At 61.0% G+C, this 14,252-nt stretch carries 15 protein-coding genes, 1 other RNA gene and 1 pseudogene; 7 read left to right on the top strand and 10 right to left on the bottom strand.

All coding sequences use genetic code 11. The features are described 5' to 3' along the window. The first annotated feature begins 80 nt into the window (after window positions 1–80). Window positions 81–1,234, top strand: a protein-coding gene (locus tag BFN67_RS13305; RefSeq protein WP_245295242.1) for an IS3 family transposase whose coding sequence is annotated in 2 segments (ribosomal slippage) — window positions 81–333 and window positions 333–1,234 — 1,155 coding nt in all. Because the reading frame shifts where the segments join, the coding sequence is not laid out codon by codon here. Window positions 1,235–1,273: 39 nt separating this feature from the next. Here the strand turns inward: BFN67_RS13305 and BFN67_RS13310 are convergent. After that, a pseudogene (locus BFN67_RS13310) lies at window positions 1,274–1,513 on the bottom strand (GNAT family N-acetyltransferase); the annotation flags it as partial. Window positions 1,514–1,797: 284 nt separating this feature from the next. Here BFN67_RS13310 and ssrS point away from each other — a divergent pair. The 4 genes from ssrS (at window position 1,798) to BFN67_RS13330 (ending at window position 4,359) form a co-directional block, all read left to right on the top strand. Further along, window positions 1,798–1,955, top strand: a non-coding RNA gene (ssrS, locus tag BFN67_RS13315) — 6S RNA. Window positions 1,956–2,030: 75 nt separating this feature from the next. Further along, entirely contained in the window at window positions 2,031–2,618 is a 588-nt protein-coding gene (locus BFN67_RS13320; protein ID WP_080920109.1) for a 5-formyltetrahydrofolate cyclo-ligase, read from the top strand. 9 nt (window positions 2,619–2,627) lie between these two features. Further along, window positions 2,628–3,452, top strand: coding sequence for a TIGR00282 family metallophosphoesterase (locus BFN67_RS13325; protein ID WP_080920059.1), 825 nt, complete (start codon window positions 2,628–2,630; stop codon window positions 3,450–3,452). A gap of 142 nt (window positions 3,453–3,594) precedes the next feature. Next, window positions 3,595–4,359 (top strand): TerC family protein, encoded by a 765-nt coding sequence (locus BFN67_RS13330; RefSeq protein WP_080920110.1) that lies wholly within the window; start codon window positions 3,595–3,597, stop codon window positions 4,357–4,359. 24 nt (window positions 4,360–4,383) lie between these two features. Here the strand turns inward: BFN67_RS13330 and BFN67_RS13335 are convergent, their stop codons facing one another. Then, window positions 4,384–4,866 carry a GFA family protein gene (locus tag BFN67_RS13335; RefSeq protein ID WP_080920060.1) on the bottom strand — a complete coding sequence of 161 codons (483 nt, stop codon included), beginning with the start codon at window positions 4,864–4,866 and terminating at the stop codon, window positions 4,384–4,386. 82 nt (window positions 4,867–4,948) lie between these two features. Here BFN67_RS13335 and BFN67_RS13340 point away from each other — a divergent pair, with 82 nt between their 5' ends. After that, window positions 4,949–5,701 carry a YebC/PmpR family DNA-binding transcriptional regulator gene (locus BFN67_RS13340; protein WP_080920061.1) on the top strand — a complete coding sequence of 251 codons (753 nt, stop codon included), beginning with the start codon at window positions 4,949–4,951 and terminating at the stop codon, window positions 5,699–5,701. Window positions 5,702–5,806: 105 nt separating this feature from the next. Here BFN67_RS13340 and rpmE read toward each other — a convergent pair whose 3' ends face one another. Next, window positions 5,807–6,028: a 50S ribosomal protein L31 gene (gene rpmE / locus BFN67_RS13345; RefSeq protein ID WP_080920062.1), complete on the bottom strand. Its 222-nt coding sequence runs from the start codon at window positions 6,026–6,028 to the stop codon at window positions 5,807–5,809. Window positions 6,029–6,212: 184 nt separating this feature from the next. Between rpmE and BFN67_RS13350 the strand changes: the two genes are divergently transcribed. Continuing rightward, the gene (locus BFN67_RS13350) at window positions 6,213–8,012 is read left to right on the top strand and encodes an ABC transporter transmembrane domain-containing protein (protein ID WP_080920111.1); all 1,800 of its coding nucleotides are present in this window, start codon (window positions 6,213–6,215) and stop codon (window positions 8,010–8,012) included. Between the two features lie 54 nt (window positions 8,013–8,066). Here BFN67_RS13350 and BFN67_RS13355 read toward each other — a convergent pair whose 3' ends face one another. From BFN67_RS13355 to BFN67_RS13385, 7 genes are all read right to left on the bottom strand, one after another. After that, the gene (locus BFN67_RS13355; protein ID WP_080920063.1) at window positions 8,067–9,098 is read right to left on the bottom strand and encodes a peptidoglycan -binding protein; all 1,032 of its coding nucleotides are present in this window, start codon (window positions 9,096–9,098) and stop codon (window positions 8,067–8,069) included. Beyond that, the gene (locus BFN67_RS13360; RefSeq protein WP_080920064.1) at window positions 9,098–10,111 is read right to left on the bottom strand and encodes a MotA/TolQ/ExbB proton channel family protein; all 1,014 of its coding nucleotides are present in this window, start codon (window positions 10,109–10,111) and stop codon (window positions 9,098–9,100) included. Before BFN67_RS13360 ends, BFN67_RS13355 begins: the two co-directional genes overlap by 1 nt. Before the next feature lie 93 nt (window positions 10,112–10,204). Beyond that, the gene (trhA, locus tag BFN67_RS13365) at window positions 10,205–10,894 is read right to left on the bottom strand and encodes a PAQR family membrane homeostasis protein TrhA (protein WP_080920112.1); all 690 of its coding nucleotides are present in this window, start codon (window positions 10,892–10,894) and stop codon (window positions 10,205–10,207) included. 94 nt (window positions 10,895–10,988) lie between these two features. After that, window positions 10,989–11,789 (bottom strand): inositol monophosphatase family protein, encoded by an 801-nt coding sequence (locus tag BFN67_RS13370; protein ID WP_080920065.1) that lies wholly within the window; start codon window positions 11,787–11,789, stop codon window positions 10,989–10,991. A gap of 14 nt (window positions 11,790–11,803) precedes the next feature. Then, window positions 11,804–12,370 carry an elongation factor P gene (efp, locus tag BFN67_RS13375; protein WP_080920066.1) on the bottom strand — a complete coding sequence of 189 codons (567 nt, stop codon included), beginning with the start codon at window positions 12,368–12,370 and terminating at the stop codon, window positions 11,804–11,806. A gap of 133 nt (window positions 12,371–12,503) precedes the next feature. Next, window positions 12,504–13,550 (bottom strand): tetratricopeptide repeat protein, encoded by a 1,047-nt coding sequence (locus BFN67_RS13380; RefSeq protein WP_080920067.1) that lies wholly within the window; start codon window positions 13,548–13,550, stop codon window positions 12,504–12,506. 2 nt (window positions 13,551–13,552) lie between these two features. After that, the gene (locus tag BFN67_RS13385) at window positions 13,553–14,200 is read right to left on the bottom strand and encodes a thiamine phosphate synthase (protein ID WP_080920068.1); all 648 of its coding nucleotides are present in this window, start codon (window positions 14,198–14,200) and stop codon (window positions 13,553–13,555) included. Window positions 14,201–14,252 lie beyond the last annotated feature (52 nt).

Below are 14,252 nucleotides of genomic sequence, written 5' to 3' on the forward strand. Positions count from 1 at the left end.
TGAGCTACCCCCCGAAATTCGGACACTGACATAAGCTATGATTTGCGGTCTGCTGATCTTCGACGAAAAGGAGATCAGAGATGTCGAAACGCAAGCAGCACGCGCCTGAGTTCAAGGCGAAGGTCGCCCTGGAAGCCTTGAAGGGCGAAGAGACCGCAGCCGAGCTGGCAAGCCGGTTCGGAGTTCATCCGACGATGGTTCACCAGTGGAAACGCGCTCTGCTCGAAGGCGCCTCGGGTGTGTTCGAACGCAATGGCCGGAAAAAGCCCGAGATCGACGAGGAGCAGGTGAAGGAGCTCCACGCCAAGATCGGGGAGCTGGCGGTGGCCAACTCTTTTTTGGAAAGAAAGCTGAAGCCCTGGGGCGGGAAGTGAGGCGCGGCATGGTTGAGCCGGATCATCCGGAATTGTCGATCACTCGGCAATGCAAGCTGCTGTCGATCTCACGCTCGTCCTTCTATTACACCCCGAAGGGGGAGACCGCGCAGAACCTGGCCCTCATGCGGCTGATCGACGAACAGTTCCTGGAAACGCCCTTTTTCGGTGTCCGGCAGATGACCTGGCATTTGCGCAACGACGGCCATCTGGTGAACGAGAAGCGGATACGCCGGCTGATGCGGCTCATGGGATTGATGCCGATCTACCAGAAACCCACTACCAGCAGACCGGCGAAGGGGCACAAGACCTATCCCTACCTGCTGAAGGGACTGCGCGTGGAGCGGCCCAACCAGGTCTGGTGCGCCGATATCACTTATGTGCCGATGCGGCGCGGGTTTCTCTACCTGGTTGCCATCATGGACTGGCACACCCGAAAGGTCCTAGCCTGGCGCATCTCGAACACGCTGGAGGCCGATTTCTGCGTCGAGGCGCTGAACGAGGCCATCTACAAGTTCGGGCTGCCGGAAATCATGAATACCGATCAGGGCAGCCAGTTCACCTCTTTCGCCTGGACCGATCGCCTGCGCCACACCGGCGTGCGCATCTCGATGGATGGAAAGGGTCGGTTCCTCGACAATATCTTCATCGAAAGGTTGTGGCGGACCCTGAAATACGAGTGCGTCTACCTGCATGCCTGGGAGACCGGATCAGAAGCGAGGGCGGGCATCCGGAAATGGATGACCTTCTACAACCACCAACGCCCACATTCAGCCCTTGGCGGCAGACCGCCCGCCGTGGTCTATTGGCTGAGAAAAGACGAAACCCAACCCGATCAGCAGGTGCAGAGAGTAGCTTAATTTATGCCAGATCCTGTCCAACGATCGGGGAGCAGCTCAGTTCACCTGAGCCCAGCAGGAGCGATGGTAGAGATAATGGGTGAGGCCCACCGCCTTGCCGTCAATCAATGCGATGAAACCTTTCGGCTCGAATTCACCGTCGCTGAACAGGCGTTTCTAGGTGGCGGCATAAACCTCCTCCGGCACTGTCGTTTCGTAGAATTCCAGATAGGCGGTCCATAGATTTCGCCAATCGGCGTGGTCGGATTCTTGCAGCCGGCGGACGGTGAGGACGGGCATGGCTATTTCCTATCACTGATAGTTGATGAATGGTGTGGCGTGGGCGATCCTGCCGTAAAGACGGTGCTCCGTCTCATTGAAGTCCTGCGTCAGCCAGTGGCTTGTTCGTGAGAGACCAACTTGTCGAAGCTGCGCCCGGTGCCAACGGGCCAGATGGCGGAAAGCGCTGGCCGTGATAGCACCGCTGCCTTCTTGCCATGAAGGCGGGGGCGCGGACAGATAAGCCACCGGAAAGCCGCCTATTGCACTGGCGCGAACGCCCTGCCGTCTCTATATTGGCAAGCGGCGATCTGCGCTTCCCGACAGGAGAGACATATTCCCCGGGGCCTTATTGATCTCGAAGGGAGCTGTCCCTGTCCGGGCTCGTGGGCTCGGACATATGGCGCCCACCTACTTTGTAGGTTCCCGGGATCGACTTCTCCACCGGTTGTGTGGATCGCCGCTTTCCCTTGACCTTTTCACCAAGTTGCGGTTTTGCCAGCTTGCGGTTACGTCTGGCATGCGGGAGAAGGGTCTCATGTCATCGCTGAAAGAGTTGAAGACGCAGTTGCGAGGCGAGGCGCTTGGCCGCCGCGATGCGCTCGATCCGGCGTGGCGCATAGAGGCTGCCCTGCAGGTGGCCGACCGGGGGGCACCGGCACTTTCCTTCTCGCCGGGTACGATCATCTCCGGTTTTCTGCCGATCCGTTCCGAAATCGATCTTCGCCCGCTGATGGCGCGGTTGGCGGAACGAGGCGCCCGGCTGTGCCTGCCGGTGGTGCTCGACCGTGAAACCATCGTCTTTCGCGAACTGGTGCGCGGCGCCGAAATGGTTTCCACCGGCTTCGGCACGTCCGGACCGGGGCCGGAAGCCGCCGTGCTCGATCCCGAAATCATGCTGATGCCGCTTGCCGCCTTCGACCGGCGCGGCCATCGACTGGGCTATGGTGCGGGCCATTACGACCGGGCCATCGACCGGCTGCACCAAAGAGGGCTGAAGCCGCATCTGATCGGCATTGCCTTCGACTGCCAGGAGGTCGAGCGCGTTCCTAATGAACCGCATGACGTGATGCTTGCCGAAATCCTGACCGAGCAGGGCTTGCGCCGCTTTGCCGCCGCTGGATAAAAGGCGGGTATGAGACTCCTCTTCCTCGGCGACATGGTGGGCAAGACGGGCCGCACGGCAGTGTGGCAGCAACTGCCCGGCATCATTTCGGATTATCAACTCGATTTCGTCATCGTGAATGGCGAGAACGCGGCCGGCGGGTTCGGCATTACCGAAGAGATTTTTCGCGAGACCATTACCGCTGGCGCCGATGTGGTGACCACCGGCAATCATGTCTGGGACCAGCGCGAGGCGCTGGCGTTCGCACCTCGTCATAACCGTTTTCTAAGGCCGGCCAATTTCCCCAAGGGTACGCCCGGCAGCGGCTCGGGTGTATATCTGGCCAAAAACGGCGCCCGCGTTCTCGTCGCCAATATTATGGGGCGCGTGTTCATGCATCCCGAACTCGACGATCCGTTCCATGCGGGCGAACGTGAACTGGCGGCCTGCCCGCTCGGTGATCAGGCCGATGCGGTGGTGATCGATTTCCACGCCGAAGCGACGAGCGAGAAAATGTGCTTCGCGCATTTCGTCGATGGCCGCGCCTCGCTGGTCATCGGTACGCATACGCATCAGCCGACCGCCGACCATCAGATCCTCAATGGCGGCACGGCCTATATGAGCGATGCAGGCATGTGCGGCGATTATGATTCTTCGCTTGGCATGGACAAGGAAGAGCCGCTTAATCGATTTCTTTCCAAAGTGCCGAAGGGGCGGTTTGAGGCCGCCAGCGGCCCGGCGACGCTGTGCGGAGTCGGCGTGGACATTTCCGATCGCACAGGTCTTGCCGAGAAAATCGCGCCGTTCCGCCGCGGCCCGCGGCTGGAAGAAACCGCACCCTCATTCTGGGCCTGACATTGATCTTGGCCGCCGGCGTACCTAATTGCGGCGGACGTGATTTCGATACATCAATCCGGTCGAGATGGTGCAAGGCCGTTTCGAGTCGGCCGGCTTGATCCTGAAACTGCTTCAGATCGTTAAAGAGGGGACGACCTCCATGCAGCTTGCCGATTTTTTCGCCCAGCATTTCGTGTGGCTCTCCGATCCGACCGCATGGGCGGCGTTGGTGACGCTGGTCGTGCTGGAGATCGTGCTCGGTATCGACAATCTGATCTTCATTTCGATCCTGACCAACAAATTGCCGAAGGAACAGCAGGTTCCGGCGCGCAGGTTGGGTATCTCGGCGGCGCTGATCATGCGCCTTGTCCTGCTCGCAACCATTTCCTTCATCGTCCAACTGACAAATCCGCTTTTTACCGCTTTTGGACATGGTTTTTCCTGGCGCGACCTGATCCTGATCGCCGGTGGTCTGTTCCTGGTCTGGAAGGCGACCAAAGAAATTCACCATACGGTCGATCCCGCTGAACATGGGGATGCGAGCCTTGCCAAGACGCTGCAACTAAGCCTGGCCGGCGCCATTTTCCAGATATTGCTGCTCGATCTCGTCTTCTCGATCGATTCCATCATTACCGCTGTCGGCATGACCGATGAGATCGCCATCATGTATATCGCTGTCATCGTCGCGGTGTCGGCGATGATGCTGGCGGCGACGCCGCTCGCCAATTTCATCGAGAAGAACCCGACCATCGTCATGCTGGCGCTTGGGTTCCTCTTGATGATCGGCATGACGCTGATCGCAGACGGTTTCGGCTACCATGTTCCGAAAGGCTATATCTACACGGCCATGGGCTTTTCCGCGCTGGTGGAGGGGCTGAACATGCTGGCGCGGCGGCGCAAGACAAAATCCGGAGACGGCCATTGAGGGCCGCGCCGGCGCGCCGAAAGGCTATGCTGGTGCAAGCATCTCGTTCCAACGCGCCAGGAGGGCCGCATCGCCGTCGTCGGGCTGCGTCTCGTAAGCAAGCTCGTCTGGTCCGATGGCGATAAATCGCTGCTTTGAGCGTGTCCAGATATGACCGGCCGGCACCAGCCAACTGGTGTCGTCGAGCGTTCCAGCCTTGAGGTTGACGCGCTCCGCACCGGCGCTGGCGTGGATGATGCGCACGCCGCATACCGGGCAGAAATAGCCTTCGCGGCGCGTCCCGGAATCGGCAAGACGTTCGGTCAGCCGAAGTTCGCCTTCAACCTCGATGTCGGTCCGCCGCACCCTTAGCGATTCTCCGAAAGCGGACGAGGTGTGCCGCTGGCATTCGCTACAGTGGCACAGGTAGAAGACGAGCGGCGCACCGGTGATGCGGTAGCGCACTCTGCCGCACTGGCATCCACCTTCGAGCGGAAGCGGCGGGAGGTGGACGGAAAGGCTTGCCATATTGCACTCCTTCTGGACGTTTCCCGGTAATCTATCTATAAGCCCGGCAAATTCCGAAAAGTTTCTGCAAATCAGGAGTCCCATGGCCGGCCATTCACAATTCAAGAATATCATGCACCGCAAGGGCCGCCAGGATGCGGTCAAGGCGAAGCTGTTTTCGAAGCTGGCGCGCGAAATCACCGTCGCCGCCAAACTTGGCTCGCCCGATCCGGGGATGAATCCGCGCCTTCGGCTTGCCGTGCAGGCCGCCAAAGCGGAGTCTATGCCGAAGGACAATATCCAGCGCGCCATCAACAAGGCGTCTGCCTCCGATATCGAGAATTACGAGGAAGTCCGCTATGAGGGCTATGGTCCCGGCGGCGTGGCGCTGATCGTCGAGGTCTTGACCGATAACCGCAACCGCTCCGCTTCCAATGTCCGTGCCGCCTTCACCAAGGCCGGTGGCGCGCTTGGCGAAACCGGCTCCGTCTCCTTTATGTGGGATCGCGTCGGCGAGATCGTCTATCCGGCTTCGGCCGGCAGCGCCGATGCCATCATGGACGCGGCGATCGAGGCCGGTGCCGAGGATGTCGAGAGCGACGAGGAGGAAGGCCATACCATTTATTGCACGTTCGAGAATCTCGGCGATACGTCCAAGGCGCTGGAAGCGGCACTTGGCGAGGCCCAGTCCGTGAAGGCGATCTGGAAGCCGAAGAACAATGTGCCGGTGGACGAGGACCGCGCACAGTCGCTGATGAAGCTGGTTGCGACGCTCGATGACGATGACGACGTTCAGAACGTCTATGCGAATTTCGAGATCGATGACGCGACGCTGGCCAAACTCAGCGCCGCTTGAGCCAGGCGCGCTGGAACTGGCCGGCGGGTAAATCCGAGCCGTCTTTTGCATCTAACAAAAAAACCCGCCTCGCGGCGGGTTTTTTGCGATGTCGGTCTCTACGGCTTAGATGCCGAGATTGGCAAACTTGTTCTTGAATTTCGACAGGCGGCCGCCACGGTCCAGCAGCGTCTGCTGGCCACCGGTCCAGGCCGGATGAGTGGTCGGATCGATGTCGAGATTCATCGTGTCGCCTTCCTTGCCCCAGGTCGAGCGCGTCATATACTCGGTGCCGTCGGTCATGACGATCTTGATGGTGTGGTAATCGGGGTGAATTTCGGCTTTCATCGATATATTCCTGGCTTTCGAGACGTCTGGCGCAGTGCTGCGTCGATGCGCCTCTTTTTAAAACTCGAAGCCGCGGCTATTGAGGGCCGCGGCTCCTGAAACGGTCGGCGTGGCTATACATCAGCCGAAATCGAATCACAAGGCCGGGCGCTTCATTTCGAAATTGCGTCCGGGAAAGGCGATCATGGCGCGAACCAGCAATGAGGATGCAGGCCGGCGTTCGCTGAAACCGCTTAGAGGTTTCGTGCCCTATCTGCGGCGCTATCGGGGCCTTGTGGCGGGCGCGCTCGTTTCGCTGGCGCTGGCGGCACTCACGACATTGACCCTGCCGCTTGCCGTTCGCCGGATGATCGACCACGGCTTCTCGGCTGCCGATTCGCAGATGATTTCCGGCTATTTCGCCATGCTGATGGTGATTGCCGCGGTTCTGGCGGCAGCTTCCGCTGCCCGTTATTATTTTGTCGTCACGCTTGGCGAGCGCATCGTCTCCGATATCCGGCGCGACGTGTTTTCGCATGTCACTGCATTGTCGGCATCGTTCTTCGACACGACGCAATCGGGCGAAATCGTCTCGCGCCTCGCCGCCGACACGACGCAGATCAAATCAGCGGTGGGCGCAACCGCCTCGGTGGCGCTGCGCAATGCAATCCTGGCCATCGGCGCGCTGACGATGATGGTGTTCACCAGTCCGAAGCTCTCCGGTATCGTCATTGCCGCCATTCCGGTCATCGTGCTGCCGCTGGTAGCGTTCGGGCGCTCGGTTCGGGCCAAGTCCCGCTCGGCACAGGACACGCTGGCCAACGCCACTGCTTACGCCAGCGAGCAGATCGGGGCCGTCCGTACGGTGCAGGCCTATACCAATGAAGAGCTTGCCACGGCTCGCTTCGCCAAAGCGGTTGAATCCGCCTTTCAGGCGGCCAGAGTCTCAATTTTTGCGCGCTCCTTTCTGACCTTTTTTGCCATCTTTCTGGTGTTCTCCTCGGTGGTCGCGGTACTGTGGTTCGGTTCGCGCGATGTACTTTCCGGCGCCATGTCGCCGGGCACGCTTGGCCAGTTCGTGCTTTATTCCGTGCTTGCGGCGAGTTCCTTCGGCCAATTGTCGGAAGTCTGGGGCGAGCTTTCACAGGCCGCCGGCGCCGCCGAACGGCTGACGGAACTTCTGGCCGAGAAGCCGGCCATCGTCGCACCCAGGCAACCGAAAGCGTTGCCGGCGACGACGAAGGGGGCGATTGCCTTTGAGGATGTGTCCTTTGCCTATCCGACGCAGCCGAACCGTTCGGCTCTGCATCGGTTGAATTTTTCCGTAAAGCCGGGTGAGACGGTTGCGGTGGTTGGGCCATCTGGTGCTGGCAAAAGCACGATTTTTTCGCTGCTGTTACGTTTCTACGATCCGGATTCCGGTCAAGTGCGGCTCGACGGGTTGGATTTGCGTGAGGTCGACCCGGTGGCGTTGCGCGGCCGCATCGCCATCGTGCCGCAGGATATCGCCATCTTCGCCGCCAGCGTGCGCGACAATATCGCCTTCGGTCGCCCCGGTGCCGGCGATGTGGAGGTCGAAGCAGCGGCCAAGGCCGCCCTTGCCGATGAGTTCATCGTCAAGCTGGACAAAGGATATGACACGCAGGTCGGCGAGCGCGGCATCACGCTGTCCGGCGGCCAGCGCCAGCGCATTGCTATCGCGCGGGCCATATTGCGCAATGCGCCGGTGCTGTTGCTGGATGAAGCGACGTCGGCGCTCGACGCCACAAGCGAAACGCTGGTGCAGGAAGCACTGGAACATCTGATGCGCGGGCGCACGACGCTGGTCATTGCGCATCGGCTCGCCACCGTTTTGAAGGCCGACCGCATCCTGGTCATTGACGATGGCGGCATCGTGGAAGAGGGAACGCATAGCACTCTTGTGGCGAAGAAGGGGCTTTATGCGCGTCTCGCCAAGCTGCAATTCGAAAGCGGCGCCGATGCGTTCAGGGGCGCTGCGGAATAGCAGGGGAGGCGCGGCAGCAGCCGGCCCGTTCGGCGAATACCGCAGGCCATATGTTCAGCGCTCGGTCAGTTTCAATTCGATGCGGCGGTTTGTGGCGCGCGCCGCGTCGGTGTCGGCGGTGTCGAGTGGCTGATATTGGCCGAAGCCTGCTGCGACCAGCCGGTTTGCGGGCACGCCGTTGGTGATCAGGAATTTCACCACCGCAATGGCGCGGGCCGAGGAAAGCTCCCAATTGTCGTGGAAGCGGCCCGTGCCCGAAAGCGGCCGGTCGTCGGTGTGGCCGTCTACGCGCAGCACCCAGTTGATCTCGGGCGGGATTTCCCTGGTAAGTTCGATAATGGCGTCGGCGAGCTTCTTCATCTCCGTCTTGCCAGCGTCGTTGATCTCGTCCGAGCCGGTCGGGAACAGCACTTCGGACTGGAAGACAAAGCGGTCGCCGACAATGCGAATATTCTGCCGGTCGGCGAGGATTTCGCGCAGCCGGCCGAAGAAGTCGGAGCGGTAGCGATTCAGTTCCTGAACGCGCTGGGCAAGCGCGACATTGAGCCGCCGGCCAAGGTCGGCAATCTTGGCGTTCGATTCCCTGTCACGCGTTTCGGATGCATCGAGCGCATCCTCGAGGGCGCCGATCTGCTTGCGCAGTGCGGCGATCTGCTGGTTGAGCAGTTCGACCTGGGACAGCGCGCGCTGGCTGATCTGGCGCTCATTGTCGAGTTGGCCGGAAAGCGTGTCGGCGCGGGCGCTGGCTGCGGCCCCGGCCCCGGCGCCTTTGTCGAGCAATTGCTGAAGCCGGCTCTTTTCGGTTTCAGCCGCCGACAGGGAAGCTTGCAGGTTGGCGATGGAATCCAGCGCGTCCTGATTGTTGCCCTTTTCCAGCGCCAATAATTGCGTCAATTCGTTGATCTGCGCATTAAGGCGGTTCAAAGCCTCGTCCTTGCCGGAAATCTCACGCGTCAACAGGAACTGCGCCAGCACGAACACCGACAGCAGGAACATGAAGGTCAGAAGCAGGGTGGAAAGCGCGTCGACGAAACCCGGCCAGTAGTCGATCTTTCGGTCGCTGCGGCGCGCGCGGGCCAGCGCCATCAGTTAGGCTCCCGCTTTTTCAAGGCGTCGGCGATCTTTTCGAGTGTCTGTCGCAACGCCTTCTGCTCGTCGGACTGGGCCTCGACCCAGTCGCGCATGATCTGCTGCTCGGAGCGCATGTTTTTGACCAGACCGGAAATGCCGTCGGCAAGATTGGCCATGGCGCCGGCGACGCGCGGATTGGAACCGCCGTTTTCCTGCAGGCTGCTCAGCCGTTCCGACAAAACTCGCAATTCGTCGGTCGGATCGGCTCGTCCCGGTTCGACGGGAGCTATATCCGAAGAAAGGTCGGTGACGGAGGAGAGCCAGTTTTCAAGCTCGGTGTAGAAACGCGTCTGGGCGCGGCCGGCCTGAAGATCGAGGAAACCCAGGACCAGCGAGCCGGCAAGCCCGAACAGCGAGGATGAGAAAGCGGTGCCCATGCCGGCAAGAGGTGCGCCGAGGCCCTGCTTCAGCGCATCGAGCACCGCGGCAGCGTCGCCGCTGCCGGGGTCGAGCGCCTGAATGGTATCGCCGATCGAGCCGATGGTTCTCAGCAGGCCCCAGAATGTTCCGAGCAAGCCGAGGAACACCAGCAAGCCGACGAGATAGCGTGACGTATCGCGGCTTTCATCGAGGCGGGTGCCGATCGAATCCAGCATGGTGCGCATGGACGAGGTCGAAAAGGCCATGGTGGAGGAGCGGCCGATCATTGCCTTCATCGGCGCCAGCAGCACCGGTTCGGTGGTTTCGGAGCCGGCGCGGAAGGAATTGACCCAGCGCACCTCGCGAAACAGCCGCCCGACCTGCGTGAAGGCAAGCAATATGCCGACCAGCAATACCCCGACGATCAGCCCGTTAAGGCCCGGATTGGTGACGAAGGCGCTTGAGATCTGGCGTGTGAGGATGATGGCGATGAAGGCGACGATGGCCAGGAAGATGACCATGGTCAGCACGAACACCTGCGGGCTGGAAAGCCTGTGCGGGTCGTAATTCAGTACATCCGAACGCCTGCCGATTCCAAGTAATGCCATGTTCTATCCCGATGACGCGATGCGTGCCGTGCGGACTCTAAGCGGAAATGGGGCGAAATTGGAAGGTGCTTGCAATACCGCCGCGCTTCGCCGTCAAAGACGGGCAATGACAAGACAGTCAAACATGGCGGCAAGGTGCAGGCTGGCACCCGCCACGACGAAGCCGTGCCAAAGCGCGGTGTGGAAGCGCAGGCCTTTCCAGACGAAGAATACGACGCCGCAGGAATAGACGATGCCGCCGGCCAGAAGCAGCGCCACGGCTGCTGGCGTCAACAGGGCCATCAATGGACTGGCGAGCATCAGACCGCTCCAGCCGATAGCCAGATAAAAGGCGATGGCCAGGCGGTCGAAGCGGCCGGGCAGGATAATCTTGACGACCATGCCGGCTATCGCGGCCAGCCAGATCATTACGATCGTCCAGCCGCCTTTGGGAGATGGGAGTTGTGCGAGAAACGGCGTGTAGGTCGCTGCGATCAGAAGATAGATCGCGGAATGGTCGAAGCGCCTGAGCAGCCATTTTACCGGTGAAGCGACGGGCCACAGATTATAGGCCAAGGAAATCGAAAACACCGCAAGCAGGGCCAGGACATAGAAAATAGCGGCGAGATACACACCAGATCCCACCTTAGGGGCGGCGAGCGCCAGCATCACAGAACCGGCGACGATGGCCAACACGATGCCGATCACATGAACGATGCCGTCGGCAATCAATTCGGTTCGTGAATAGTGCCATCGCCCGATAAAGGGGATTTCAACGTCGGGTCGGGTTTGCTCACTGCTCATGGCCGGGTTCCAGCCCTCAATCTGGGGGCTTCCCATTCATGATTTCAAGCTTTCATTGCGATTTTGCGACGATGCTGCCTGCTTGTACTTCGTGTCAGCCGGCTGAAATCGGTTTCCTGACCGTTTTCATCAGCGCGCGGTGGATCGTCTCGTTGCCTGCCACGAGCGAGCCATTCTCGAGCATGGCCTGACTGCCATCCATGTCGGAAACGAAACCGCCGGCCTCGCGGATCATCAGGATACCGGCGGCGATGTCCCATGCCGAAAGGCCGGTTTCCCAAAAACCGTCCATGCGCCCGGCAGCGAGGTAACAAAGATCGAGCGAGGCAGAGCCGAAACGGCGGATACCGGCGGCTTCACCCATCACATTGCGCAATTCAACGAGGAAATTGCCGTGATGGCCGCGCCCCAGATGCGGCAGGCCACAGCCGATGACGGCGTCGGACAGCTTGGTGCGTGCGGCAACACGCAGCCGCCTGTCATTCATGAAAGCGCCACCGCCGCGCTCTGCGGTATAGAGTTCGTCCATGGCCGGATTATAAACGACGCCCGCCACGATCTGCCCCTGCCGCTCCAGCGCGATCGAGATGGCGAAGAGCGGAATGCCGTGCAGGAAATTGGTCGTTCCATCGAGCGGGTCGACGATCCAGCGGTGCTGGTCGTCGCTGCCTTCGACTGTGCCGCGCTCTTCCATCAGGAAGGAATAGCCCGGTCTTGCCTTCGACAGTTCGGCAAAAATGGTCTCTTCGGCTTTGCGGTCGGCCTGGCTGACATAGTCGCCCGGCCCCTTCATCGAAACCTGAAGGTTCTGCACCTCGCCGAAGTCGCGCGACAGTGAGCGGCCGGCCTTCATTGCGGCCTGCACCATGACGTTGAGGAGAGCTGAACGGGCCATGCGAGATACTCCGCCTAATCCGCGCGGCGCAGATAGGTGATTTCGTTGGTATCGACGACGATCTTCTCGCCGGCGGCAATGAAAGGCGGCACCAGAACCCGGATGCCGTTTTCCAGAATTGCCGGCTTGTAGGATGAGGCGGCCGTCTGGCCTTTCACCACGGGGTCCGCCTCGGAGATCGCCAGCGTCACCTGATCGGGCAGGGCGATGCCAATCGGCCTTTCCTCGTAAAGCTGCACCGTCACCTTCATGCCGTCCTGCAGGAAGGCGGCGCGTTCGCCGACGAAATCCTTGGCCAGTTCGAGTTGTTCGTAGCTTTCGGTATCCATGAACACCAGTGCCTCGTCCTGCTCGTAGAGGAAAGAGAAATCCTTCAGTTCCAGTTGCACGCGCTCGACCGTTTCGGCGGAGCGGAATCGTTCATTGAGCTTTGTACCGTTGATCAGGTTCTTCAGTTCCACCTGATTGTAGGCGCCGCCCTTGCCGGGCTTCACCGAGTTGGTCTTGACCGCGACCCACAGGCCGCCATCGTGCTCGATGACATTGCCGGGACGGATTTCGTTGCCGTTGATCTTGGCCATTGGAGGTTCAATCCGGAATGAGAAGGGTTCGCCAAAGGGGCGAATTCGGCGTTTCCAAGACCACAATTCGCCTTGAGAGGCAAGAGAGACCGCGAAATCGCGTCCCGCCTGGTCGCCTATCAAGCTGGACGGATCATGGCAGGCGGTTCGCCTTCTTGATGGCGTCCTTGATCTGGCCGTCGGTGAGGCCGGCCATGAAATCTTCCATCTGGCCGTCAATCAGGCCCGCCCGCTTGGCCAGAACATACCAGGCGGCAGCCTGTATCGGGTCCGGATCGACGCCTATGCCGGCCATATAGAGTTTGGCCAACCGGTTCCGGGCGGCGACATTGCCGCCGCGGGCGGCCGTGCTCATCCAGCGAAAACCGGCTTTCAGGTCGCGTGGGCCGCCGCGCCCGTCAATCAGGAACTGGGCAAGGTCGATCTGGGCGGTGTCGTAGTTCTGGCGTGCGGCAAGTTCGAGCAGTTTGCGGGCATGGGCGTCGTCCCTCTTCTTGCCGCCCGCGCCATTGGCATAAAGTTGCGCCATGGCATATTGCGCGTCGGCGAGGCCGGTATCGGCGGCTTGTTCATAATAGGGTGCGGCGCGGACGATGCCGGCCTCGCCTGGGTCTTCCTTCACCAGAAGCTGGGCGAAATTGAACTGTGCCAACGGATTGCCTGCCGCGGCTGCCGCCTGCAACAGCGCATGGGCGCCCTTTTCGTCCTTCTTGACATAGCGGCCGTCGAGCAAGAGCAGCGCGTATTGTAACTGTGCTTCGGGCACACCCTGCTCGGCTGCGCGCTGATACCACTTTGCCGCCTCCGCTGCATTCAGCGGCACGCCAAGGCCTCGCGACAGAATCTCCGCAACCAGCGTTTGTGCGGCGGGATCGCCATTTTGCGCTCGCACCAGCGCCAGATCATAGGCAGTCTTGTAAAGGCCGCGCTGGTAGGCACCGTAGGCCATATCCGGCGGGCGCTTGCCGAAGCGGGCCGGGTCGATCGCCTTCTCCGAAAGAGGAGCCGGTTCGTCCATGGTGGCAGGCTGCGGAAGTAGATTGGCTATCGGCCTGTCACCCTTGCTGCTTTCCTGAATTTGCGGTTGCGGCAGTGCGGAATCGGGCTTGGCGTCCGTGGCCCTGACAGGCGATGCCACGGCGAGAGCAATAAAAAGAACGAGCGTGCGCCAAGCCGCCATCATCAATCCTCGACGCGCGGCGCCGTCTGGTCGAGCAGGGCATTGGCCTGAGCCACGGCGGCGGCGGGATCGACGCTCTCGGCGAAGACGGCGCTCGACAGCGCCACGAACTCCGCACCTGTGGCGGCAACCGTCTCGACCGAGCCGAGGTCGGAGCCGGCCATGACGATGCAGGGGATCTCGATCATTTCCGCCCACCATGCGCCGAGGGCGAGGTTGCGCCGATGCGGCTCGGGCGTGGTGTCGTAACCGAAGCGGCCGAAGAAAATATAGTCCGGGCGCTCCTCGCCGAGCTCCAGCGCCTCGTCGCGTGTCCTGGCGCCGCCGGCCCCCACCATCATGCGGCCCTGAAGCCGTTCTATGGCGTCCGCCAGTTCAGCCTTCGATCCTTCGAGATGGATACCGTCGGCGTGGACGCGGCCAGCGATACGGCTGTCGCCGTCAATGATCACCGCAACTCCCGCGGCCTGACCCGGCGGCACGACAGCTTCAGCGAAACCCTGAAAACCCGCTTCATCGAGCCCGTTTTGTGGCAGGATCAGCGAGGCCACATCGCCGCCTGTCAGCGCGGCGGCAATGCGCGCGGGCGTGGTGTCGGGCATTGCGATCAGCACGATGCGGCAGCGATTGGGCGGCGTTGCGTCGGTCATAAGGTGAGTTTCCGTTTTCCGCCTATGCGGTGCGAAGATGGTTGCAATGCGG

The organism is Manganibacter manganicus (assembly GCF_002075885.1).
GTDB classification, from domain to species: domain Bacteria; phylum Pseudomonadota; class Alphaproteobacteria; order Rhizobiales; family Rhizobiaceae; genus Mesorhizobium; species Mesorhizobium manganicum.

Bases quoted from the DNA above. Each gene is read 5' to 3' on its own strand.
- efp (WP_080920066.1), bottom strand. From the start codon at position 12,370: ATGGCCAAGATCAACGGCAACGAAATCCGTCCCGGCAATGTCATCGAG.
- BFN67_RS13380 (WP_080920067.1), bottom strand. From the start codon at position 13,550: ATGGCGGCTTGGCGCACGCTCGTTCTTTTTATTGCTCTCGCCGTGGCA.
- BFN67_RS13335 (WP_080920060.1), bottom strand. From the start codon at position 4,866: ATGGCAAGCCTTTCCGTCCACCTCCCGCCGCTTCCGCTCGAAGGTGGA.
- BFN67_RS13360 (WP_080920064.1), bottom strand. From the start codon at position 10,111: ATGGCATTACTTGGAATCGGCAGGCGTTCGGATGTACTGAATTACGAC.
- trhA (WP_080920112.1), bottom strand. From the start codon at position 10,894: ATGAGCAGTGAGCAAACCCGACCCGACGTTGAAATCCCCTTTATCGGG.
- BFN67_RS13385 (WP_080920068.1), bottom strand. From the start codon at position 14,200: ATGACCGACGCAACGCCGCCCAATCGCTGCCGCATCGTGCTGATCGCA.
- BFN67_RS13340 (WP_080920061.1), top strand. From the start codon at position 4,949: ATGGCCGGCCATTCACAATTCAAGAATATCATGCACCGCAAGGGCCGC.
- BFN67_RS13370 (WP_080920065.1), bottom strand. From the start codon at position 11,789: ATGGCCCGTTCAGCTCTCCTCAACGTCATGGTGCAGGCCGCAATGAAG.
- BFN67_RS13330 (WP_080920110.1), top strand. From the start codon at position 3,595: ATGCAGCTTGCCGATTTTTTCGCCCAGCATTTCGTGTGGCTCTCCGAT.
- BFN67_RS13320 (WP_080920109.1), top strand. From the start codon at position 2,031: ATGTCATCGCTGAAAGAGTTGAAGACGCAGTTGCGAGGCGAGGCGCTT.
- BFN67_RS13325 (WP_080920059.1), top strand. From the start codon at position 2,628: ATGAGACTCCTCTTCCTCGGCGACATGGTGGGCAAGACGGGCCGCACG.
- BFN67_RS13350 (WP_080920111.1), top strand. From the start codon at position 6,213: ATGGCGCGAACCAGCAATGAGGATGCAGGCCGGCGTTCGCTGAAACCG.
- BFN67_RS13355 (WP_080920063.1), bottom strand. From the start codon at position 9,098: ATGGCGCTGGCCCGCGCGCGCCGCAGCGACCGAAAGATCGACTACTGG.
- rpmE (WP_080920062.1), bottom strand. From the start codon at position 6,028: ATGAAAGCCGAAATTCACCCCGATTACCACACCATCAAGATCGTCATG.